This is a genomic window from Edaphobacter sp. HDX4 (assembly GCF_036877565.1).
Lineage (GTDB): Bacteria > Acidobacteriota > Terriglobia > Terriglobales > Acidobacteriaceae > Edaphobacter.
The window spans coordinates 75,961-97,236 of sequence record NZ_JAEDXW010000006.1 but is presented as its reverse complement, the minus strand read 5'-3'; the positions used below and the strand labels follow the sequence as shown (position 1 = coordinate 97,236).

General features: G+C 59.2%; 17 protein-coding genes and 2 tRNA genes. 9 read left to right on the top strand and 10 right to left on the bottom strand.

Annotation, left to right across the window (positions count from 1 at the left end):
- Positions 1 to 3 precede the first annotated feature (3 nt).
- Together JAO29_RS08110 and ribB are read left to right on the top strand one after the other, a co-directional pair.
- Positions 4 to 231 (top strand): hypothetical protein, encoded by a 228-nt coding sequence (locus JAO29_RS08110; protein ID WP_020713518.1) that lies wholly within the window; start codon positions 4 to 6, stop codon positions 229 to 231.
- Between the two features lie 107 nt (positions 232 to 338).
- Positions 339 to 1,490: a 3,4-dihydroxy-2-butanone-4-phosphate synthase gene (gene ribB, locus JAO29_RS08105; RefSeq protein WP_334267694.1), complete on the top strand. Its 1,152-nt coding sequence runs from the start codon at positions 339 to 341 to the stop codon at positions 1,488 to 1,490.
- A 14-nt stretch (positions 1,491 to 1,504) separates the two neighbouring features.
- Here the strand turns inward: ribB and JAO29_RS08100 are convergent, their stop codons facing one another.
- Positions 1,505 to 7,327, bottom strand: coding sequence for a choice-of-anchor D domain-containing protein (locus JAO29_RS08100; RefSeq protein ID WP_334267693.1), 5,823 nt, complete (start codon positions 7,325 to 7,327; stop codon positions 1,505 to 1,507).
- Between the two features lie 138 nt (positions 7,328 to 7,465).
- On the bottom strand, positions 7,466 to 8,113 hold the full coding sequence (locus JAO29_RS08095) for an HAD family hydrolase (RefSeq protein ID WP_334267692.1): 648 nt from the start codon (positions 8,111 to 8,113) through the stop codon (positions 7,466 to 7,468).
- Between the two features lie 51 nt (positions 8,114 to 8,164).
- On the opposite strand from JAO29_RS08095, the gene JAO29_RS08090 reads away from it, so the two are divergent.
- Positions 8,165 to 9,319, top strand: a complete 1,155-nt coding sequence (locus JAO29_RS08090) for a pyridoxal phosphate-dependent aminotransferase (protein WP_334267691.1) — start codon at positions 8,165 to 8,167, stop codon at positions 9,317 to 9,319.
- A gap of 121 nt (positions 9,320 to 9,440) precedes the next feature.
- Entirely contained in the window at positions 9,441 to 10,025 is a 585-nt protein-coding gene (locus tag JAO29_RS08085) for a type 1 glutamine amidotransferase domain-containing protein (protein ID WP_334267690.1), read from the top strand.
- A gap of 77 nt (positions 10,026 to 10,102) precedes the next feature.
- Here the strand turns inward: JAO29_RS08085 and JAO29_RS08080 are convergent, their stop codons facing one another.
- Both JAO29_RS08080 and smpB read right to left on the bottom strand, forming a co-directional pair.
- On the bottom strand, positions 10,103 to 11,659 hold the full coding sequence (locus tag JAO29_RS08080) for a leucyl aminopeptidase (protein WP_334267689.1): 1,557 nt from the start codon (positions 11,657 to 11,659) through the stop codon (positions 10,103 to 10,105).
- Positions 11,660 to 11,806: 147 nt separating this feature from the next.
- Entirely contained in the window at positions 11,807 to 12,349 is a 543-nt protein-coding gene (smpB, locus tag JAO29_RS08075; RefSeq protein ID WP_334267688.1) for an SsrA-binding protein SmpB, read from the bottom strand.
- A gap of 159 nt (positions 12,350 to 12,508) precedes the next feature.
- Between smpB and JAO29_RS08070 the strand changes: the two genes are divergently transcribed.
- The 4 genes from JAO29_RS08070 (at position 12,509) to JAO29_RS08055 (ending at position 17,335) form a co-directional block, all read left to right on the top strand.
- The gene (locus tag JAO29_RS08070) at positions 12,509 to 15,073 is read left to right on the top strand and encodes a cohesin domain-containing protein (protein WP_334267687.1); all 2,565 of its coding nucleotides are present in this window, start codon (positions 12,509 to 12,511) and stop codon (positions 15,071 to 15,073) included.
- A gap of 17 nt (positions 15,074 to 15,090) precedes the next feature.
- Positions 15,091 to 15,609: a type II secretion system protein gene (locus JAO29_RS08065; RefSeq protein WP_442886346.1), complete on the top strand. Its 519-nt coding sequence runs from the start codon at positions 15,091 to 15,093 to the stop codon at positions 15,607 to 15,609.
- Positions 15,603 to 16,022: a type II secretion system protein gene (locus JAO29_RS08060; protein WP_334267686.1), complete on the top strand. Its 420-nt coding sequence runs from the start codon at positions 15,603 to 15,605 to the stop codon at positions 16,020 to 16,022. The genes JAO29_RS08065 and JAO29_RS08060 overlap by 7 nt, the downstream gene beginning before the upstream one ends.
- 161 nt (positions 16,023 to 16,183) lie before the next feature.
- The gene (locus JAO29_RS08055) at positions 16,184 to 17,335 is read left to right on the top strand and encodes a M48 family metallopeptidase (RefSeq protein WP_442886342.1); all 1,152 of its coding nucleotides are present in this window, start codon (positions 16,184 to 16,186) and stop codon (positions 17,333 to 17,335) included.
- 148 nt (positions 17,336 to 17,483) lie between these two features.
- On the opposite strand, the gene JAO29_RS08050 is transcribed toward JAO29_RS08055, so the two are convergent.
- Positions 17,484 to 17,560: transfer RNA gene (locus JAO29_RS08050), tRNA-Arg, on the bottom strand.
- 66 nt (positions 17,561 to 17,626) lie between these two features.
- Positions 17,627 to 18,079 carry a winged helix-turn-helix transcriptional regulator gene (locus tag JAO29_RS08045; protein ID WP_334267685.1) on the bottom strand — a complete coding sequence of 151 codons (453 nt, stop codon included), beginning with the start codon at positions 18,077 to 18,079 and terminating at the stop codon, positions 17,627 to 17,629.
- 95 nt (positions 18,080 to 18,174) lie between these two features.
- Here JAO29_RS08045 and JAO29_RS08040 point away from each other — a divergent pair, with 95 nt between their 5' ends.
- On the top strand, positions 18,175 to 18,948 hold the full coding sequence (locus JAO29_RS08040; RefSeq protein WP_334267684.1) for an SDR family oxidoreductase: 774 nt from the start codon (positions 18,175 to 18,177) through the stop codon (positions 18,946 to 18,948).
- A gap of 80 nt (positions 18,949 to 19,028) precedes the next feature.
- Here JAO29_RS08040 and JAO29_RS08035 read toward each other — a convergent pair.
- The 4 genes from JAO29_RS08035 to larB form a co-directional block, all read right to left on the bottom strand.
- A tRNA-Arg gene (locus JAO29_RS08035) sits at positions 19,029 to 19,105 on the bottom strand.
- A 45-nt stretch (positions 19,106 to 19,150) separates the two neighbouring features.
- A complete protein-coding gene (locus JAO29_RS08030; RefSeq protein ID WP_334267683.1) occupies positions 19,151 to 19,429 on the bottom strand; it encodes a hypothetical protein in 279 nt (92 codons plus the stop codon).
- A gap of 24 nt (positions 19,430 to 19,453) precedes the next feature.
- Positions 19,454 to 20,467 carry an aldo/keto reductase gene (locus JAO29_RS08025; RefSeq protein WP_334267682.1) on the bottom strand — a complete coding sequence of 338 codons (1,014 nt, stop codon included), beginning with the start codon at positions 20,465 to 20,467 and terminating at the stop codon, positions 19,454 to 19,456.
- A 50-nt stretch (positions 20,468 to 20,517) separates the two neighbouring features.
- The gene (larB, locus tag JAO29_RS08020) at positions 20,518 to 21,276 is read right to left on the bottom strand and encodes a nickel pincer cofactor biosynthesis protein LarB (protein WP_334267681.1); all 759 of its coding nucleotides are present in this window, start codon (positions 21,274 to 21,276) and stop codon (positions 20,518 to 20,520) included.

Genomic DNA, 21,276 nt, shown 5'->3' with positions numbered 1-21,276 from the left:
ACTATGGCGAAACGTCGTGGAAACCCGAACTGGGGCAAACCAGAGCCGATCGGCCCTGTGGTCCCAACGGTAACATCGTTCGAACAGGTCGTGAAAGAGTTCAAGCTGACCCCAGACCAATACATCCGGTCAACGAGACTGCGTGAATGGGCGCGTCGGAATAAAAACTCGAAGTACATCCCGGAGGCGCTGTTGGAAGCCTGGGGCTTCGAGATTGAGTCGACTCTGTAACGAACGATTTCCGTAGAAATGAAGACGCCGCCTGGAATGGGCGGCGTTCTCTTTTTGTGTCGAACGTATGATTAAGACCGTCGAAAGAGATGCCGGAGGAGTGGGTTATGTTTGTTGAGGTCAGTGAGGCAGTCGCGGAGATTCGTGCGGGCAGGATGGTCGTTGTCGTGGACGATGAGGATCGCGAAAACGAAGGTGATCTGACGCTTGCCGCGGAGTTTGTGACGCCGGAGGCGATCAACTTCATGGCGAAGTTCGGCCGGGGTCTCATCTGCCTGACGCTGACCGAGGAGCGTGCAGATTATCTGAGGCTGGGCCCGATGACGCAGGAGAATACTTCGCGTTTCGGCACGGCGTTTACCGAGACCATCGAAGCGCGCGAGGGAGTCACGACCGGGATCTCTGCAGCGGATCGTGCGCACACCATTCGAGTGGCGATCGATCCGAAGTCGACGGCCCATGACCTGGCGCGACCAGGACACGTCTTCCCGCTGAGGGCGCGCAAGGGTGGAGTGCTGGTACGGGCGGGGCAGACGGAGGCGTCGGTCGATTTAGCGAGAATGGCGGGCCTTGTGCCAGCTGGAGTGATCTGCGAGATCATGAACGATGACGGAACCATGGCCCGAGTTCCTGACCTGGTTCCGTTCTGTGAGACGCATGGCCTGAAGATGGTAACGGTCGCGGATCTCATTCGCTATCGTTTGCAACATGAGCGTTATATCCATCGCATCGCAGAGTCGATGATGCCCACCGCGTATGGGGACTTCCGCGTGATTGCCTATGAGAGCGAGGTAGAAGGGGGCGAGTCTCATGTGGCGCTGGTGTACGGCGAGGTGGCCGGTGAGGAGCCGGTGACCGTGCGTGTGCACACCCATTGCCTGGCCGGAGATGTCTTTGGTACTACCCTGTGCGATTGCAGGGCCGTGGTTGAGAAGTCGCTGAAGATGATTGCCGAGGCGGGCCGCGGAGCCCTGGTGTATCTGCACAACGGGAGTGCCGGCTTCGGAATTGACAGGAACGTGACCCCACACCGGGTGGTGTTCCACCGGGATCACCGCTCAAGGGAGCGCAGTGAAGATCGAGCCCAGCGGACGCTGCGCCAGGTGGGCCTGGGAGGACAGATACTCTCTGATCTGGGAATCCACAAGATTCGCCTGCTGACGAATACTCCGACGCATGTTCCCGCACTGCAGGGATTCGGAATTGAGATCGTCGAGCAGATTTCGATCCCGGTCGAGGCGGCCCACTCGAGAGGCTGATCCGTGCCCGACCTCTACCTGGCTGTTACGACGAGCGTAAGGGCCACGGTCTGGCTGATCGGTGTGCCCGTTGTGCTGCTCGCGGTAACACGGTATTGATAGGTTCCGGGTGGAGTATAGCGAAGATTGGGATCGCCGAAGACGACGGTTCCTCCGCTTCCGCACCCCGAGGCCGCGAAGGTGACCACGCTGAGCAGGAGCAGAGCGAGCAAGGGCCGATTCCGTCGCAGGAAGAAGAGTCCCAGCGGTGCGGCCAGAAGAGCCCAGGTGGCGCTGGTCTGATGCGAGGGCAGTGCGGCGACGGACTCAGTCACTGTATTCAGGGTAACGACAGAGCTTTGGGCGCCACTCCCGGTCAAAGTGATGTTTGAAGGCAGGAACGAGCAGGATGCGTACTGCCCCGGTTGAACCGGTGTGCAGTTGAGAATGACGGGCCCGGCATATCCGTTTTGAGGGGTGACCGAGAGATGGTAGCTGGCAGGCTGTCCGCTGATGACTTTCAGGCTGGACGCCGATGCGCCGTCGACGATAAGCGAGAAGCTCTTGAGAGCAAGCCCATTGCCTGAAAGCGGGATGCTCATGGGTGATCCAGGATCTGAGCTGGTGACCTTGAGGCTCCCGGACCTGATCCCGGGAGTAGTTGGAGTGAACTTGATGGTGAGATCACACCGGCCTCCCGGTGCGAGGGTTGCAGCGCTGCATGGCGCTTGCAGGGCGTAGTCGCCAGTCGCTGTCACAGAGAGGCCGGAGACGGGAGCCGTGCCGCTGTTGGTGAGCGAGAAGCTCAGGCTCGTGGCCGAGCCCAGCGGCGTATCGCCAAACGAGAGGCTGCCGGGTGTGGCTACAAGGTGTGACTGGGTGCCGATTCCGGTGAGAGCGATGGCGAGCGGCAGGGTGGTCAGAGAGGTTGCGACGGTCGCGGCGGCGGATCGCACTCCCTGCTGCGATGGCTTGAAGGTGATCTGCAGGGTGCACGCAGCAGCAGGCGAGAGCTGCGAGCCGACGGCGGGGCAGTCTCCGGAGGTAATGTAGTCGCCAGTGGTGGTAAGGCTACGGAAGACGGCGCTCGTTCGGCTGTAGTTCGTGAGGGTGACAGGAAGCGTGCGGGAGCTTCCGACGAGGACCGAACCGAAGTCGAGAGCGGCAGGGGAGAGGCCGAGCGAAGAAGGCGTCGCAGTACCGGAGAGGCTGACGAACTCGAGCGCTGTGCTGGAGTCAGAGACGATCTCAAGCGTACCCAGGACCGGCGTTGATGTCTGCGATGCCTGAGCCTGTGGCGTGAACGATACAGTCAGCGAACAGGTTGAGGCCGGAACGATCGGCGGGCAGGCTCCTTGGACGGAGAAGTCGGGCGGCACGAGTAGGTTCTTTATATGGAGGGTGGTCGTTCCGGTGTTGGTGAGAACGAGTGGCTGTGAAGTCGAGGATTCTCCGGCCTGTGTGCTGTCAAAGTGGAGCGAGCCCTGAGAGAGGGTGTATGCGTAAAGCGGCGTCGAAGTCGAAGGGACCGCAACGACCAGAGGGGCCACGGTGCCGGTCAGGTCGATGAAGTCGGGACTGGAGGCAGCATCACTCTCGACCACGAGACTTCCACTATCGGTGTTGAAGGGAGCGGGGCTGGAACCTGTGGACACCTCGTTCAACGGTGTGTAGACAAGCGTGACGGTACATGCGGCTGCAGGTGAGAGGGCGCGGCCGCAGTCGGTGGAAGTCTGAAATGGCCATTCACTGGTCAGGCGCCGGATTGTCACCGTCGTCGTTCCGTTGTTGGTGAGCGTCAGGGTCCGGGTTGCGGTCTGGCCGGAGGCGACCTGTCCAAACTGGACCACGCGGCCAGGGAGAAGATCGCCCGTGATGTCGAGAGAACCTTCGCCATTGCCGTAACCCTCGATATACCCCAAACCGTGGAGCTTTGCGCTGCCATCGATGGGGGTGGCCTCGGCGAACAGGGTTCCGGTGATATCGCCGTTGGTTGAAGGGGTGAAGGTGACGGAGAACGTACAACCCGCACCTGCGGCCAGCGTAGAACAGGGGGCTCCGGTAAGGCTGAACTGGCGAGGAAGCATCAGGGCCACGCCAGCCTGTCTGGAGGTGAGATTGTTGATGATGAACTGGCGCGTGATGCCCTGGACGCCGGTCGGTGTCGGGCCATAGGCAGCTTCCGCTGGCAGAATCTGAAGGCCGCCATCTTCAGCCGTGTACGCCCCGGAGAGGGGAATGGAGTAGGTGGTCTGCGGCCCACCAGCAGCGCTGCTGGTTACAGGAATCGAGAGCACGGTGGAGACGGTGGCGGATGACGGTGCGAAGCTGACTGCAATGGTGCAGCTTGCGCCCGGAGTAAGCGTGCCGCAGGTAGTGATGGTCTGGAAGTTGGCCGAGCCGGAATTCAGGGCTCCAAACTGAAGGTCGTAGACACCCGTATTGGAGAGCGTAATGGTCTGCTGGGTCGCCAGGGGGCTGGGTACGTTGCGGAAGACCAGAGCCGCGGGATTGATGGCGAGGCCGGGATCGGAGGATCCAAAGCCGGTAAGGATCGCAGTAGCTGTTCCTGAGCTTGAGGGCAGGGAGAGAGTTCCCGCTGCCTGTCCCATTGTCGTCGGGGTAAAAGCTACCTGCACAAAACACGAGGCGCTGGGGGCGATTGTCCCGAGGCAGGAGGGTCCGCCGGTGGCGGCGTTCACAAGAGTGAAGTCTCCGGTGACTATCGGGCCGGTGAAGCTAACGTTGCCTGCGGTGAGATTCGTAAGAGTGAAGAGAGCGGCGGCGCTCGAGCTATGAACGGGGATGGGACCGAACTCCTGCTCGGACGGTGTAAGCACGAGGCTGTTGAGTGGAAGACCGTCTCCTGTGAGCGCGAGCTGGTAGGTGGCTCCGCTACTGCTGGAGGTGAATGCGAGCGAACCGGTTTGCGCGCCAGCGGAGGCGGGAAGGAATTGCACTCCCAACCAGCAGTTGAGGCAGGAGCCGACAGCAGAGGATGTGAAAGCAGAGGAAGCCGGTTGTCCGTGACCGTAGCCGATGTCCTCCACCAGGAGCGCCCGGAAATCTCCAGTGGTATGGACGGCAAGTTGGGTGAAGGGCTGGGTGATCTTGTACCAGCTGACGATGGGCTGTCCGATGACGCTGCTGCCGAGATCGAGAGTGCCGTTGTTGGCGGCCAGGATTGGGGTGGCAGTACCGGTCAGGCTTACATAGGCAGGTGTCGTCGCCGAGCCGGAGGAGACGGTAAGAAGTCCCTGGCGCGTTCCCGGTTGCGAGGGCGTAAAGCTCAGAACGACAGAACAGGCGGAACCTGCAGCAAGAACATTGGTGCAGTTGGTGGACTGGATGAAGTCTCCGCTGAGACTGAGAGCAAGCGGAAATGGTTGCGCTCCGATGTTGGAGACCGTCGCGGTCATCGTGCCTGCAGAGCTTCCCGTGACGACGACTGCGTTGGGAAAGTCGAGCGCCGCGGGAGTCACCACGAGATTCGGATTGGCTGTTTCGCCGTTGGCTCCGGGAGCGGGAGTCGTCTTTCCGGTCACAAGGACCTGCAGTCCCTGGTCGAGAGACAGGGTGATGGAGTCTGCGGAGGTCTGCGGGGACTGATAGTCCAGTTGAATCTGGCAGACGGTGCGCGCTTCGAGCACCGCAGGACAACGATCCACTACGGTGAAAGGCGAGGAGGATGGCAGAGCGACGGTCGAGTGCTGGATGGAAGCGCTTGTGTGATTCGAAAGATAAAGGTATCGGGAGAGACGCAGACCGCCGAGGAACTGGGTCCCGAAATCAATCTTCATGGCGGAGGCGTTGAGCCCATCCGGTTGCGTGAATCCGGTGAGAGCGATTGAGCTTACGCCGGAGGACCAAAGGCTCTGCCATGCCCCGGTGCTGGCGCCCGAGGGCGCAGAGGCCTGAAGTACAAGGTGGCAGCTCGCGCCGGGCTGAATGGGTTGTGAAGAGCCGAAGCCGGGGCAATCGCCTCCGGAGGCGATGGTGTAGTTCGAGCCGGGGGGAAACGAGACAGGAAGCGCTTGAGTAACGGCGGCTGAACCCAGATTCGTCACCGTCACGGTGCGGCTGACGGCGGTTGTGGAAGGCGTCAGAACTCCGAAGTCGATCTCGCGAGGGGAGTACACAAGAGTTGTGCCGACTCTAACCGGCGCAGGAAGGGAGACGGTCTGGGTATCGGCATTTGAGGCTTGTACTGTCAGGGTTCCGAGAGCGCTTCCGTTCAGGACGATGTCACATTCCGCTCCTGCGCTCAATTGAGAGGGGCAGTCGTGAACCGGGGAAAGACCTGTTGCGCTGATCTGGAGATCCGAAGTCGCGACCGAGCCTAGGTTTCGCAGCACCACATTGGGCGAACCGTCTGCGGAGACTGCAAGAGCGGCCCGGGCCGTGAGATTCAGTTTGGTCAGATACGCTCCGGAGCCGGCGCAGATACTTCCGCAGTTGGACCCGATTGGTAGAGTGGCATCCCGCACAGTAGAAGGAAGCAGCGTTGATGGTGCATTGAGCAGAGGAAGATCGAAGGTCTCCGTTGCGAGCAGGCTGGCACTGGTGGTTGGATTGATGCTGCCTGCGAAGAGAGGCTGCCCACCGGAATCGAGAGCGATGGCGCTAATGTTGACGGGCAGGGCCGAGGATTGGGTATTCGGCCCGCCGAAGCGGACGGTCTGGTCGATGGCGCCCTGCGTCGTCAGGTGAAAGCCAGCGGCTGAGCCTACTGAAGAGATGGGCGGAAGAGGGAGCAGAGAAGCAGACAGCTGTAACGCTGCCCAGGCAGTCTCATCCGTGCCGGCTGCCACGACCGACTGCGTTCCGGGCGTCAGAAGTGTGGAAGATAAAACGCGGCTGCCATCCAACGGCATACGCACAACGCTCTGATATCTCGCAGACACGACCGGCGCATTTACGGACGTGACGGGAAATGAGCCAAGATCGATGTCACCCGAGAAGAGCAGCGTCTGAGTGTCGGTGTCTAGAGTGACAGAACTGATTCCTGTGCCCGGAACGAATGTGGAGAAGAGTATGCCGTCAGCCGAGGGCGTAAGTTTGGTGAGGAAGCCGGAGCCGGAGCCGATCATCTCCGGGACGACGGCGGCTGCGGTCAGAAATCCCGGCGATGTTGTGTAGCCCGCAACGTAGGCGTTATCTGCGCCATCCGTGGCGATAGCGGCTGGATTGGTGTCGCCATTGAGGCCGCTGAGATAGGTGGCATACACAAGGGAATGCCCATCCGAAGAGAATGCTTCAACGAATCCGTTTCCTGAGCTACCAGGTGCCGGCTGCTGAAGGATGGCTGAGGGGGTTACGGGAAGGCTGGCGGCGTAGATGCCTCCCGTGATGAACACGCGGTCTACTGTGGCTGCGATTGCGGCAGGTGCCATGCGGCCACTGCCAGTGTAGGTTGCAAAGACCAGATTCAGATTTGCGTCGAACTTTGCAACAAAGCCGTTTGTGGACGCATCCGCGGGTGAAGGAAAGGGAACGCTGCCGGTCGTCGGCAGCGAAGCCGATGTAGTCGTCCCGGTGACGTAGACATTTCCTGTGGGATCGAGTGCAAGAGCAAGCCCGATGTCTCCTGCCGATCCGATGTGAGCCTGCGCCAGGATCTGGGTGGCTGTGGCATCGGTCTTGAAGATCCGCACCCCATCTTTCTGATCGAAGAGAAGGTAGAAGTTGCCGCTGCGATCTGCCTGCAGCCCATGGAACGCGCCCATCCCTCCAGCTGCGCGCAAGCCCGCGAACGCTATGTGCTGGGTGTCGGTTTGCGCTCGCAGAACGGCTGAGCAGAGTAGAGCGAGAGCGAACGAATACGCGATGGAACAGACGAGCCGAAGGGATGGCTTCATGGTTATCTGGCTGCGGTAGAGCGCTGGTTCCAGCCTGTCCTCAATATCCATGGATACGTTAACTTGAGTTCCAGTGGTCGAAATCTACGGTACGAAGGTCACGGTGGCTTCCCGAAACGGGAAACATCCTAACTCCACTTAGGAAGTAGATATGGTCGTCGGATTGAGCAGCGAAGCGAAGCCCTGCCGTTCCATCTCCCGTTCAAAGGAGTCGTGATCGCTGTACTGAATGGCATTCATACCGGCTGCATGCGCTGCTTCGATGTTTTCAATCTTGTCATCGAGGAAGAGGATGTTCTCCGGCGGGGTTGCAAGGCCTTCTGCGGCCGCTTTATAGATCTCGGGTTCGGGTTTGGCGACGCGCAGACGATAGGACCAGATGCAGTGATGGAAGTCCTGGAGCCAGTCGAATTTGCTGAGCAGACCGTCGGCCATCGCGTCCCCGATGTTGGAGAGGATCCCGGTGCGAACTCCGGCACGCTGCAGCCCCTGGGCCCAAGAGACCATGGGTTCGTTGAGGCGGGTCCAGAGGTCAACGTCTGCCTCTACCAATTCGGTGACCTGTTTGGGGGTGAAGCTGGTGGCGCCCTCTGCTGCTACCTGTTCCCAGTAAGCAACTCCGGTGAGATCGCCCCGGTCGTACTCATGACGGAAGGCCCAGTAGCCGCGATGCAGGGTCTCCTCGTCGAAGCCCGTGATCTGGCGCATTCGCTGCCAGGCCGCGGGATCAGGAGGAGCAGAGAGGACCATACCGTAATCGAAGAGAACTGCCTGAATGGATTTCATGGATAACTCTATTGTAGGGAACGCGTAGCGCAATACCATTAACATGAAGGTGTGAGTCAACGATTTTCATTGCGGACTGGATGGGATCTGCGGGAGAGCTCGTTTGCGAGGTCGATTCGGGAGGCGAAATCCGAGGGCGGAGACCTGCTGGATCTGACGATCTCGAATCCTACCGTCTGCGGTTTCTCTTATGACGCCGAGTCAATTCTCGGACCTCTCACGGACGGCCGTGCGTTGCTCTACGACCCGGACCCACGCGGCATGCGTTCCGCCCGGGAGGCGGTAACTGCGTATTATGCGGATCACAATGCACCGGTCGATCCGGATGCGATCATCCTGACGACGAGCACCAGCGAGGGATACGGTTATCTCTTCCGGCTGCTGTGTGATGCGGGAGAGGAGGTGCTCGTAGCTCAGCCGAGCTATCCGCTGTTCGAGTTTCTTGCGGATCTGGAGGATGTGCGGTTGCGTGGCTATCCTCTGTTCTACGACTACGGATGGTGGATCGACTTCGCGGAGCTGGAGCGGAGGATTAGTCCCAAGACCCGGGCGATCGTGCTGGTCCACCCGAACAATCCGACAGGACACGGCACTGGAGCCCACGAACGCAGCCAACTGGAGGAGATCTGTGCGAGATATGGCCTTGCGCTCATCGTCGATGAGGTCTTCCTTGACTATCCCCTGGGCCCACGGCCACTCGAGAGCTTTGCCCGGGGACCTCATCCTGTTCTCACGTTCGTGCTGAGCGGTATGAGTAAGATCGCGGGGCTTCCGCAGATGAAGGTCGGGTGGATTGCCGTCTTCGGAGCCGAAGAGGATAGGAATTCTGCGCTTGCGCGCCTGGAGCTGGTGGCGGATACATTTCTATCGATGAATGCCCCCGCGCAGTATGCGCTTCCGCGATGGCTCGGGGACCGGTTTCGGATTCAGCAGGAGATCCTGTCAAGAACGACAGCAAACCTGGCGGAGATCAAGGCAAATGGCCTTGAACCCCTGGAGACGGATGCCGGATGGAGCGTGGTTCTTCGCCTGCCGAGGATTGGGGTTACGCCGGAGAACCTTCTTCAGGAGCAGAGGGTTGTGGTCCATCCAGGATCCTTTTACGGAATGGCTGAGAATGAGCGGATCATCGTCAGCCTGCTGGTCCCCGAGCGGGATTTTACGCGAGGAATGCGGCTTATTGCAGAAGCATCGATGCCAGGCTGAAGGTGCAGGATGTCCGCAGAGAGAAGGAGAAGGCGAGCGTGAGAGAAGGACAACGCAAGCAGAGAGTCTCGAATCTCACGTTGCTAACCCCGGAGTGATTTCTTCGGGAACGGAGGTGTCCATGGCGGGTATTAATAACCAACTGAAGGGTCGCCGGATTGCGATCCTCGCCACTAAGGGAGTCGAAGAGGTTGAACTGACGAAACCGAAGAAAGCGCTCGAGGACGCCGGAGCGAAGGTGGATGTCATTGCGCCGCAGTCGGGTATCAAAGGCGGAAAGATCAGAGCCTGGGATATGACGGACTGGGGCGACGAGATTCCGGTGGATGTTGTTCTCAAGGACGCGAGGAGCGAGAACTACGATGCGTTACATCTTCCCGGCGGAGTGATGAATCCGGATTACCTGCGGCTGGAGCCAGCCGCAATCGAATTTGTTCGCACTTTTATTCGTGAGAACAAACCAATTGCTGCCATCTGTCATGCGGCCTGGACGTTGATCGATGCAGATGGCGTACGCGGCCACACGATGACATCGTGGCCCTCTCTGCAGACGGACCTGCGGAACGCAGGGGCGGAATGGGTGGATCGAGAAGTGGTGCAGGACAGCGGCCTGGTTACGAGTCGCAAGCCGGATGACATTCCTGCATACAACAACGCGATGATCGAACTCTTCAGCAGCAGCGCAAGCCATCACGCCGCCGCATAACGCAACGCGTGCTCGGGAACGTAGAAAGAGCGGCTCCCTTGAGGAGCCGCTCTTTTGGTTGTATCAGTATGCCGGGATCAGGAAGAGTAGGTGCGTACCCACTCGACGATCGTTCGCACCGCTACTCCGCTGGGACCTTTTGGGTGCCAGGGCTTGACTTCCTCGTTCCATGCGCATCCTGCGATATCGAGGTGGATCCACGGGGTGTCCTCCGCGAACTCCTTGAGGAACATCGCGGCCGTGGTTGCACCACCCCAGCGCGAGCCGCCGGTGTTCTGGATATCTGCGATCTGGCTCTTGATCTGGTCGCGATAGTCATCGGTGCATGGAAGCCGCCAGTACTTCTCCCCTGAGATCTGCATGGCGCGCGTGAAGTGCTCGCATGTATCGTCATCGTTGGAAAAGAGCCCTGCATTGAGCATGCCGAGTGCGACGACACAGGCTCCGGTGAGAGTGGCTGCATCGATCAGATGCGTGCAGCCGAGGGTTTTGGCATAGTGCAGACCGTCCGCCAGAACCATACGGCCTTCTGCATCGGTGTTGAGAATCTCGATGGTCTTGCCAGACATGGCCGTAACAACGTCGCCCGGCTTATAGGCAGTTCCGCTGGGCATGTTCTCGGCCGAGCAGACGAGTCCGATCACCTTGACCGATGGCTTGAGCTCGGCGATGGCGTGCATGGCACCGATCATGGCGGCTGCTCCTGCCATGTCGTACTTCATCTTTTCCATGCCCTCGGCAGACTTCAGCGAGATTCCTCCGGTATCGAAGGTGATGCCCTTACCGACAAGGCCGATGACAGGAGCATCTTTCCGGGGCTGCTTTCCTTTTTCCAGGGCGGGCTCGTAGGTCATCACAACCAGAGCCGGGGGCTCTGCCGAGCCCTTTGCGACGGCCAGGAAGGCTCCCATCTTCAGCTCTTCGAGCTTTTCGGTCGAGTAGACCTCGCACTTCAGGCCCTTTTCCGAGCACATGGCAGCAGCTCGGCGTCCCAGTTCTGTTGGGGTGAGGACGTTACTGGGCTCGTTCACCAGAGCGCGAGCGAAGTTTTGCGCTTCCACCACAATCCGGCCTTCCTCGAAACCGACCTGGATCTCCCGTGCGGTCGATTCCTCACCAGAGGGCGTGACCACCGTGAATGTTTCAATCGAGCGCTCTTTGCGGTCGGTCTTGTAGGTATCCCAATCCCGTTCAGCCAAAGCCGCTCCTTCAACGAGAGCCCGGCTTAACAGCGTGCATGGCAGATTATCCATGTGCTCGTCGGAGAGAGCGTGGTCTTCGGGAAATGCGATTGCCATCTGCTGGACGCCGCGAGGCTTGGCCCAGCGGACCGCTGCTCCAGCCGCCTTGCGAACCTCGTCGACTGCCAGGTTCTTCGTTTTGCCGAGCCCGATGATAAGCAGTCGTTCGGCCTTGAGACCGCCTGGCCCGCGCAGCACGACCTGTTCTCCCAGGGAGCCCTTGAACTCGCTGGATGCGATGAGCGTTGCCGCCGCGTTGGTGATGGCGTCCGAGGTCGTCAGCAGCGCGATCAAAGGATCCGCATCCTTACCGATTGCAACGTCAACTGCGAAGACGGCCAGCAACGGCGTCTGAAACCCTGCCGCGTCCTGAAATACCAGCTTCATATCCATAAAGCTATCGTAGCGCGAGCGGAAGCCAGTCCCGACGAGGGAAATGGCGAAAAGTGTTTAAAGATACGGATGCAGCTATGTTCCTCCCCACGTGTACTTGGCTACCTATGGCGCTCAGCCCAGTAGTGCGGATGACTGTTTCGCTGCTTAGCTGCGCTGGCTCCGCACGATGGCTGCGCGTGCCTCTTTGTCGGCTTCTCTGCGGCGCTCGGTCTCGCGCTTGTCCCAGTCCTGCTTGCCTTTGGCGAGGGCCAGTTCGCACTTCACGCGTCCGTTCCGGAAGTAGAGACGGGTAGGGATGAGCGTAAAGCCTTTCTGACGAGTGAGGGCTTCGAGCTTTCGCAGCTCGCCTTTATGCAGCAGCAGTTTGCGCGTGCGTAAGGACTCGTGGTTCATAGCGTTGCCATGCGAGAAGGGACCGATGTGGGCGTTCAGGAGAAAGCATTCGCCGTCCTTGAGCAGGCCATATGCATCTTTCAGGTTAGCTTTGCCCTCACGAATGGACTTCACCTCGGTGCCCCGCAACGCAACTCCGGTCTCAAAACGGTCCGTGAGGAAATAGTTATGGCTGGCAGCCCGATTGAAAGAGGCGTCACGTTGACCCGCGGCAACCGGGTCACGATCCTTCGGTTTGGCCGGAGAGGTCTTCGGCTGGTAGGCCACCGTCGGGTTGGAAAGTGAGCGAGGCATGACCCTTTACTTTAACATGTGAGGAGGGTGTGACTCACCCGGAGCTTCCGGGTACGTCTAACCTGCAGATATTCATATCCCTTTACCTAATCATCTCTAATGGCGTGAACGGAGGACAGCTATACTCCAGAGCCAGGACGCGAGGAATCGAAAGTTCGAATGCTATACTCACCCGAGCGCTCCAGCCTGGCAAGTAAGGCCCCCACAGGCAGCGTCCTCCTCTGCGAAAATGCCGGGGCTGGCGTGTACTCCAGCAGACGCCTCACTCTTTTCGGTGAAAAGGACGCACACGAACGCAGCATGACTCGCGGTAAGCTCCCACTTCTTCTGAGATCAGAATCCTGCGTCGCCAAGGCGCTTCTGGCAGTCCTCATTCTTTTTGTGCTCGGTAGTTCTCCATCTCATGCGCAGTCTGCGAAGACGTGGGATAAACGGGGCCAGGATGCTGAGGTTCGCCACGACTATGACGCCGCTTACGAGGCGTATCTGCAGGCGACGGTCAAGAAGCCCAAGGATCTGCGCTACAAGACTCACCTGGAACTGATGCGATTCCAAGCCGCGGTAAGTCATGTGGATCGCGGTCGTCTCCTTCGGCAGAACGGTGATCTGCAGGGTGCGCAGGCGGAGTTCAGCCGTGCGGTCGCGATCGATCCGGGCAATCAGACTGCGCAGCAGGAACTCGACCGGGTAAACCGTGACATCGCAAACCAGTCTTCTTCGGCGACACCGGCTCCCGACACGCAGGTAGGCGTCGACAATCTCGCCGCGATCAGCACGGTTGCCGGCCCGGTCGAGCTGAGACCGGTCTCCGATGAGCCCATCACGCTGCACGCAGTCGAGGACGTGAAGAATATCTACCAGGCCATTGGGAAGGCCGCCGGGCTTAACGTCATCTTCGATCCCGATTACACATCCAAGCGCATCCCCGTAGATCTTGTAAATGTCAGCCTCGCGGATGCTTTGCGTATTGTCGGCACAATCTCCGGCACTTTCTACAAGCCGGTCACCTCAAACACGATCTTTGTCGCACAGAACAACCGTACCAAGCGCACTGACCTGGACGAATTGGCGGTGCAGACGTTTTACCTGACCAATGCGAGTCAGCAGTCGGATGCTAATGAGGTGCTGACCGCGCTGCGTAACGTGCTGGATCCCAGCTCGAAGATTACCCTCGTTCCGAGCCAGAACGCGATCATTTTGAGGGCGACTCCGGACCAGCTTCTGCTCGCACAGAAGCTGATCAACGATGTGGATCGTGCCCGCCCGGAAGTTGTCGTCGATGTCGCGATCCTCGAGGTAAATCGCGACAAGATGCGAAAGCTTGGCATTACGCTGCCACAGTCCATCACCGTTACCCCGCAGGCAAGTCCGAGCACTACCAGCAGCAGCAGCTCCTCTTCCTCCTCAAGCGGAACCACCACGACGTCGAACACCTTCACGCTGAATACGCTTGCAAATCTGAATGCCACCAACTTCGGCGTGAGCATCCCTTCGGCGACGCTGGATGCTCTGTTAACTGACAGCGACACAAGAATCCTCCAGAACCCCCGTATTCGCGCGACCGACGGACAGCGTGCCAATCTCAAGATCGGCCAGCGAATCCCGGTAGCCACCGGGTCTTACAACGCCGGCGTAGCCACGGGCGTCGCCAGCATCGGCGTTCAGACGCAGTTTACGTACCTCGATGTCGGCGTCCAGATTGACATGACTCCCACGGTGCACTACGACCGTGAGGTCAGCCTCAAGATGAAGATGGAGGTCTCGTCGCAACAGAGCTCTGTCACAATCTCGGGCGTGGTGGAGCCCGTCATCGGCCAAAACGTAGTCGAGCAGGTGATCCAGCTGAAAGAGGGAGAGCCGAGCATTCTCGCAGGCCTCGTTACCCAGCAAGATACCCGCGGTCTCAGCGGAACGCCGGGACTCAGCGAGATTCCGTTCTTCAAGTTCTTCTTCGCTTCCAACTCGCGAGAGACGCAGCAAAACGAGATCGTCTTTCTGCTGATTCCACATATCGTGCGCGAGTCGATGCTCACGCGACTCAATACGCGTGCCATCGATACAGGGACGAGTACGTCCTTCCAGTTGCGGCAGGATGCCACCCTGACTGGTCAGGACGAGGATGTGGTTCCTGGAAGGCCCAAACCAATCGGACAGCCGAGTACTGCCGCGAATGCTGCGTCTGCAGCTGCGCAACAGATCCTGCAGCAGGCGCAGCCTCCTACGCCGCCACCTCCGGGGACAACTCCGCCTCCGGGGACAACTCCACCTCCGGCCGCCACGCCGCCAGCGAACCAGACGGCTCCGACGGGATCTCCGATCAGCCTCTCGGTGGTGCCTCCGACCGGAGTCCAGAACGTCGGAAGCACCTTCCAGGTGTCGGTAGATGCTGCAGCTGCGAGGGATCTCTTCGCGGTGCCGATGCAGCTTCAGTTCAATCCGGCTGTGCTGCAACTGGTAAATGTGGATGCCGGAACTCTTCTGGGGCGTGACGGTCAGGCGGTCTCGATCGTCCATCGAGACGAGGGCAACGGACTGGTGACGATCTCCACCTCACGGCCGCCGAACGTGCAAGGTATCAGTGGGCAGGGAAGTGTCGCTACGCTCACCTTTAAGGCGGTGGCGCCGGGCGACTCGAACCTTTCGCTCGTGAAGGTAGGTGCCAGAAACAGTGCTCAAGCCAACCTGCCGGCGGTAGGGTCACAGTCCGTGGTACATGTGAAGTGAATGTTTGGAACAAATCGATAATTCGTAGACCTTTCCTGGGACGGACTCCTTGGAAGGACCGACAGTACGGAAGGACGGCACCGGAATCTTCCGGCCCGGAGGCAGGTCTCACGCTGGTCGAACTGATTATCGTGGTGGCGGTCCTCTCTATCCTGGCGACCGCCGCACTCCCGATCGCACGCTTTCAGGTCAAACGCGAGAAAGAGAAAGAACTACGAAGGGACCTCTGGGAGATGAGAGCCGCGATCGATCACTACAAAGATGCCGCCGACAAGGGCGCGTTTCAGATCAAGGCGGACTCCCTGGGATACCCTCCCGACCTTGAGACGCTCGTCAATGGAGTCGACGTGCAGGGAAAGAAGGTCCGTTTTCTCAGGCGCATCCCCATCGACCCCATGACTGGAACCGCTGAATGGGGTATGAGGTCGAATCAGGATGACCCTGACTCCGACTCGTTCGGAGGCCAGAATGTCTTCGACGTCCACTCTAAAAGTCAGGGAACAGCCCTCGACGGCACAAAGTATTCCACATGGTAGATCTCCATACATCTCGAACCCGGTGCCAGCGTGAGCGAGGATTCACGCTGATTGAGCTGATGATCGTCATGATCATCATTGGTGTGCTCGCGGCGATTGCAGTACCCATGTATGTACAGAGCGTTCGCCATGCAAAAGAGGCGGTCTTGAGGGAGGACCTGAGAACCCTGCGGTCCGCGATTGACTCTTATACAGTCGACAAGCAGAAGGCTCCACAAAGCCTCGAGGATCTGGTTGAAGCCGGATATGTCAAATCGATGCCCAAGGATCCTTTCACAAACCGAACCGATACCTGGGTTCCCGGTCAGGACGATACCCTCCAGAGCATCGACCAGACCGAGCCCGGCATCAGCGATGTGCATTCGGGAGCCCAGGAGGTCAGCTCCGACGGAACAGCTTATTCCTCCTGGTGAAGCGTAGAGCCCTGATTCGACTGGCACTCGTACCAGAAAGGGCAGCCTCGAGGCTGCGCGTCGCCGGTTTGTCTCCCGTAACTTTCAGGCGCATACTACGTCTAAGAAGTGTAGAGCTGCGTCCGTCGACCACCTGGAGGCAGCTCCCACAGGAGACTTCCATGATGCGTCCCGCAGCGAATCTTGGTCTGGCCGCCATACTCGTTCTCTCTGCTGTCTCCTATGCGCAGACGCCAGCTTCGACGCCGACACCTCCAGGTACGTCCAAGCCGATTCCGGGCGCGCCGACCGCCACTCCGGCAGAAGACAAGGCGGCGAAAGAAGAGGCCAGCAAGAAGGCGGACTCTCTTCCTTCGCCCGGCGAGAATCTGGATCCCCATATCAAATCAGGCAGCGAAGACGACGTAAATGCCATCGGAACCCGCAATATCGGTGGCCGAGGACTTGGGAACTGGTATTCGACCGACTGGGAGATCCGGACGGGCAAGGGCTACTCGATGGAGATCGAAAAGTCCGCTCACATGGTCACCGATCCGGTCGTCAATGAGTACATCAATCGCGTCGGTCAGAACATCGTAAAGAACTCCGATTGCAAGGTTCCGTTCACCATCAAAGTGATCGACTCGGATGAGATCAACGCCATGGCGCTCCCGGGAGGATTCTTCTACGTCAACTCCGGACTCATCCTCGCTGCCGATGAGGAGGCCGAACTTGCGGGGGTTATGGCGCACGAGACGGCTCACGTCTGCGCCCATCATGCTGCACGCCAGATGACGAAGATGAATATGGCACAGATCGGCTCCATTCCGCTGATCATCTTTACTTCGGGATCCTGGACGGGATACGGCATCTACGAGGCTACTCAGCTGGCTGTCCCTATCGCCTTCCTCAAATTCTCGCGAGTCGATGAGAGTGAAGCTGACTGGTTGGGACTTCAGTACATGTACAAGGCAGGTTACGATCCGCAGGCCTTCATTCAGTTCTTTGAAAAGATTGCCGCCCTCGAGAAGCATAAGCCCGGCACTCTGTCTAAAGTCTTCTCCGACCATCCTCAGACGCCGGACCGCATCGCCCGCTCGGAGGATGAGATTGCGACCATCATGCCAGCGCGGCCCGATTACATCGTTTCGACCTCTGAGTTCGACGACGTCAAGGCTCGGCTCGCTCGGCTTGAGAACAAGCGCAAGCTGAACGACAAGAAGGATGGAAATCGTCCCACGTTGCGCAGGGTGGGTGGGGGAGGAAACGATCCTGTGAATCCGAACAATCCCTCGAACTCGGACGATCGCCCGACGTTGGGACGTCGAGACTAGCCGAGATCATAATCTCCAGCATCCGATTCAGCCGCTCGTTCCTGGGCGGCTGACCACTTTAAGAAAAGATCATCAGACCTAACGGCTTTCGAGATATCTCTTCTCATTGAACTGAATCTTGGATGTGGGGGGAGTTGAAGCGGAGTTATGGTGCGCCCGGAGTGATTCGAACACCCGACCTACTGGTTCGTAGCCAGTTGCTCTATCCAGCTGAGCTACGGGCGCACATCGCAATAACTGCAACCTTTTCAAGATACCGAATTTCCGGCATAAGAGCAACCTAGCGACGTATCAGGAGCTCGAGATAATCTCCGTTTCTCTTGCACGCTGTTGAAATCGTTCCCGCGACTTTGTGATCTCGTCGTAGTGCTGTTCGGCCCAGATCCACACACCACAGAAGGAAGCGCTCAGGCTGCGTCCAAGAGGCGTCAGGCAGTATTCGACTCGTGGAGGAATGACCGGGTGAATTGTGCGCTGTACAAGGCCGTCTCGCTCCATCTGTCGAACCGTCTTCGTCAGCATCTTCTGGCTGATGCCTCCGACCAGCTCTCCCAGGCGCGTGAATCGAACAGTACCGTGCTCTTCGAGAACCTCCAGCACAAGCATGGTCCATTTGTCGGCTACACGTTCGATGATCTCGCGAACAAGCAGCTCAATCGTCGGATCAGTCTCCGGGTAAGTCGGAGATTCCGCTGGCTGCCGATGAGAAGAGATTGCTTCTGCCTGAGACTCAGTCTTCTTCATGCCCACACTTTCCTTTCGGTAAGTATAGATATTTCAGGTGCCTACTTCTCTTCAGAGAGTGGCTGCCCTACAGTACCACTGAAGGGAGAAGTGCAATGAAGATCTCAGGAAATACCATTCTGATCACAGGTGGCGGCTCCGGCATAGGGCGCGCTCTGGCGGAGGCATTTCACACGCTTGGGAATCAGGTGATTATCGCAGGACGCCGGCAACAGGTTCTGGACGAGACCGTCGCGGCTAATCCAGGCATGAAGTCTGCCCTGCTCGATATCGAGAATGCCGAAGGCATCCGGGTGTTTGCAGACAGGCTGGGTAAGGATTATCCATCTCTCAACGTGGTCATCCACAACGCGGGAATCATGAGGCCGGAGAATCTGCTGGAGCAAGGCGACGACCTGGGCACGCTCGATGCCACCGTGACCACCAACCTGCTTGGACCGATTCGTCTGACGGCGGCTCTGCTGCCGCTGCTGAAGCAGCAGCCTGCAGCGACTATCATGACCGTCTCTTCCGGGCTGGCGTTTATCCCGTTGGCGCTGACTCCAACGTATTGCGCCACGAAGGCGGCGATCCATTCCTACAGCCAGTCGCTTCGATATCAGCTCAGAAACACAAGCGTCGACGTAATCGAGCTGGTGCCACCGTATGTTCAGACTGAGCTGATGGGAAGCGGGCAGGCGAGCGATCCCCGGGCCATGCCGCTGAAGGATTTCATCGACGAAGTCATGACAATCCTCAAGACCCAGCCTGATGCCACCGAGATCCTGGGGGAGAGAGTGAGGCCCCTCCGGTTCGCTGAGCTGAACGGAGTGGAGAAGTACGAGGCTTTCTTCCAGAGCTTCAACGACGCCGTCCCCGCGCCGCACTAGCCGCCGCAGACAAGTCTGTGAAACAGCAAAGGGAGCCGAACAGGCTCCCTTTGAAACGTTTGCTTTCCGTAGTACGAATGTGGTGCGCCCGGAGAGATTCGAACTCCCGACCTACTGGTTCGAAGCCAGTTGCTCTATCCAGCTGAGCTACAGGCGCGGCTACAGCAAACACTACTGTATCCCAATTTTGTTCCGCATTGGACTACTTCGTTGTGGGAGCGGCAGTGGGCTGCGATTCAGGCGGAGGAGGCACCGTAAACAGGGTGACTCGCTCGAGGATGTCAAGACCGGCTCGCCTGAGAAGCTGGTGGATCATCGCCTCATTCAGGCGCGTAGCGTCGTACTCGACACGAATGGTCTTGTTCTTTTCGTCAAAGGTCAGCGCCCGAACCCCGTAGACCTCACGGACTCTGGCCATGGCCAGCATACTCGCCTCCGTCGGCGGCACACCGTACCGGTACAGAACATCAAGCTGTGTCATGCCTCGATCATACCAGCGGAGCCATCAGCCCAGCCATTTCGGATTTGCGGCGGTTCCGTCGAAGTGGCTTGAGGTCTTGAAGAGCTCGTATTTGCCTTCGCTGGCTGCATCCTTCGTCTTGGCCAGCAGGGAAGCGACCTGGCTTTCGCTGAGCGGCTTGAAGGTCTTCGCCGCGTTCAGCGCCTGATCGAGGATCTTGGGGGAGTCGATCCCGGTGATCACGACCGAGACCGGCTGCGTGAGCCCATAGTGCAGCGCGTCGATCGGCTCCACCGTCTTGCTGTCCAGAATGAAGGAGCTGCCGAAGGTCTTCATCGCCAGGATGCCGATACCCTGCTTGAGAGCCACAGGCATCACCTGATGCGTGAAGGACCGGAAGTGCGCGTCCATCACGTTGATCGGCATCTGCACCGTGTCGAAGTGGAAGTTATGCTTCTCCGCCATCTCGAGCATCCGCAGGTGAACGGCAGGATCCTTATGGCCGGTAAAGCCGATGTAGCGAATCTTTCCGGCCTCACGCGCGGCTACTGCCGCCTCGAGCGCTCCTCCGGGAGCGAAGATCCGATCGGGATCTTCCATGCGGATGACCTCATGGAACTGCACCAGATCGATCATGTCGGTCTGCAGACGGCCGAGGGACTGTTCCAGCTGCTTGTTGTAGGCATCCTTCGTGCGGCCGTCCATCTTCGTCATCAGGAAGACCTTCTGGCGATACCCATCCCGCAGGGCCTGTCCCATGCGAACCTCGGCGAGGCCGTCACTGTAGTCCCAGCAGTTGTCGAGAAACGTGATGCCGTGATCTACGGCCGACCGCACCAGGCTGATCTTGGCCTGTGCATCAGAACCGCCTCCGATATGCGCCCCTCCCAGCCCGATGGCTGAGACGCGCTCGCCGGTCTTCCCTAACTCGCGGTAGATCATGCCGGGAGCCTCGGCCCGTTTAGCGGGGGTGGAGGATGGTGTCTGTCCCGGTGCGTAGGGAACTGAGGCTGCAATTCCTGAGGCGCTGGCGGATTTGATAAAGTCGCGACGGAGCATACCGGTTTGGATGCCGTCGCGCTAGAAGGAGTGGTTCTGTAAGGCGGGATTTACCTGGATCCTGCCGCGGCGCGGGCGATCATGGTCGCCGTGTACGCCGCTCCGAATCCATTGTCGATATTGACGACAGTGACGTTCGGCGAGCAGGAGTTGAGCATGCCCAGCAGGGCCGTAACTCCCTGGAAACTGGCTCCGTAGCCCACGGAGGTAGGCACGGCGATTACAGGAACTCCGACCAAACCGCCAACCACTGAAGGCAGGGCACCTTCCATGCCGGCACATACGATCACAGCCTGGCAGCCATTGAGCTGCTCTAGTACGGCGAGGAGACGATGAAGTCCGGCGACGCCAACGTCGTAGAGGCGGGTGACCGAGGTTCCGAACAGCTCGGCCGTAACCGCAGCCTCTTCTGCGCTGCCAAGATCGCTGGTGCCCGCGCACACGACTGCTATGTGTCCCCGTGGAGCAGAAGTCGTCTGCCTGAGGCTGACGGCCCGCGCGAGTTGATGATGGGTAGCTTCAGGCACGAATTGCAGGACGGCCTGGACAGATGCCTCGTCCACACGCGTCGCCAGAACATCCGATCCGGCCTCGGCCATACGCAGGAAGATCTCCGCCGTCTGTTCCGGCGATTTACCGGCTGCGTAGATTACCTCGGGCAGGCCGGACCTGAGCGCTCGGTGGTGGTCGATGCGGGCATGCCCGACATCCTCGAAGGGAAGATTGGCAAGACGGTCGCATGCCGCGTCGGTGCTGACTTCGCCGCGCTCGACAGCAGCCAGAAGCTCCAGAAGACGAGTACGGTTCAT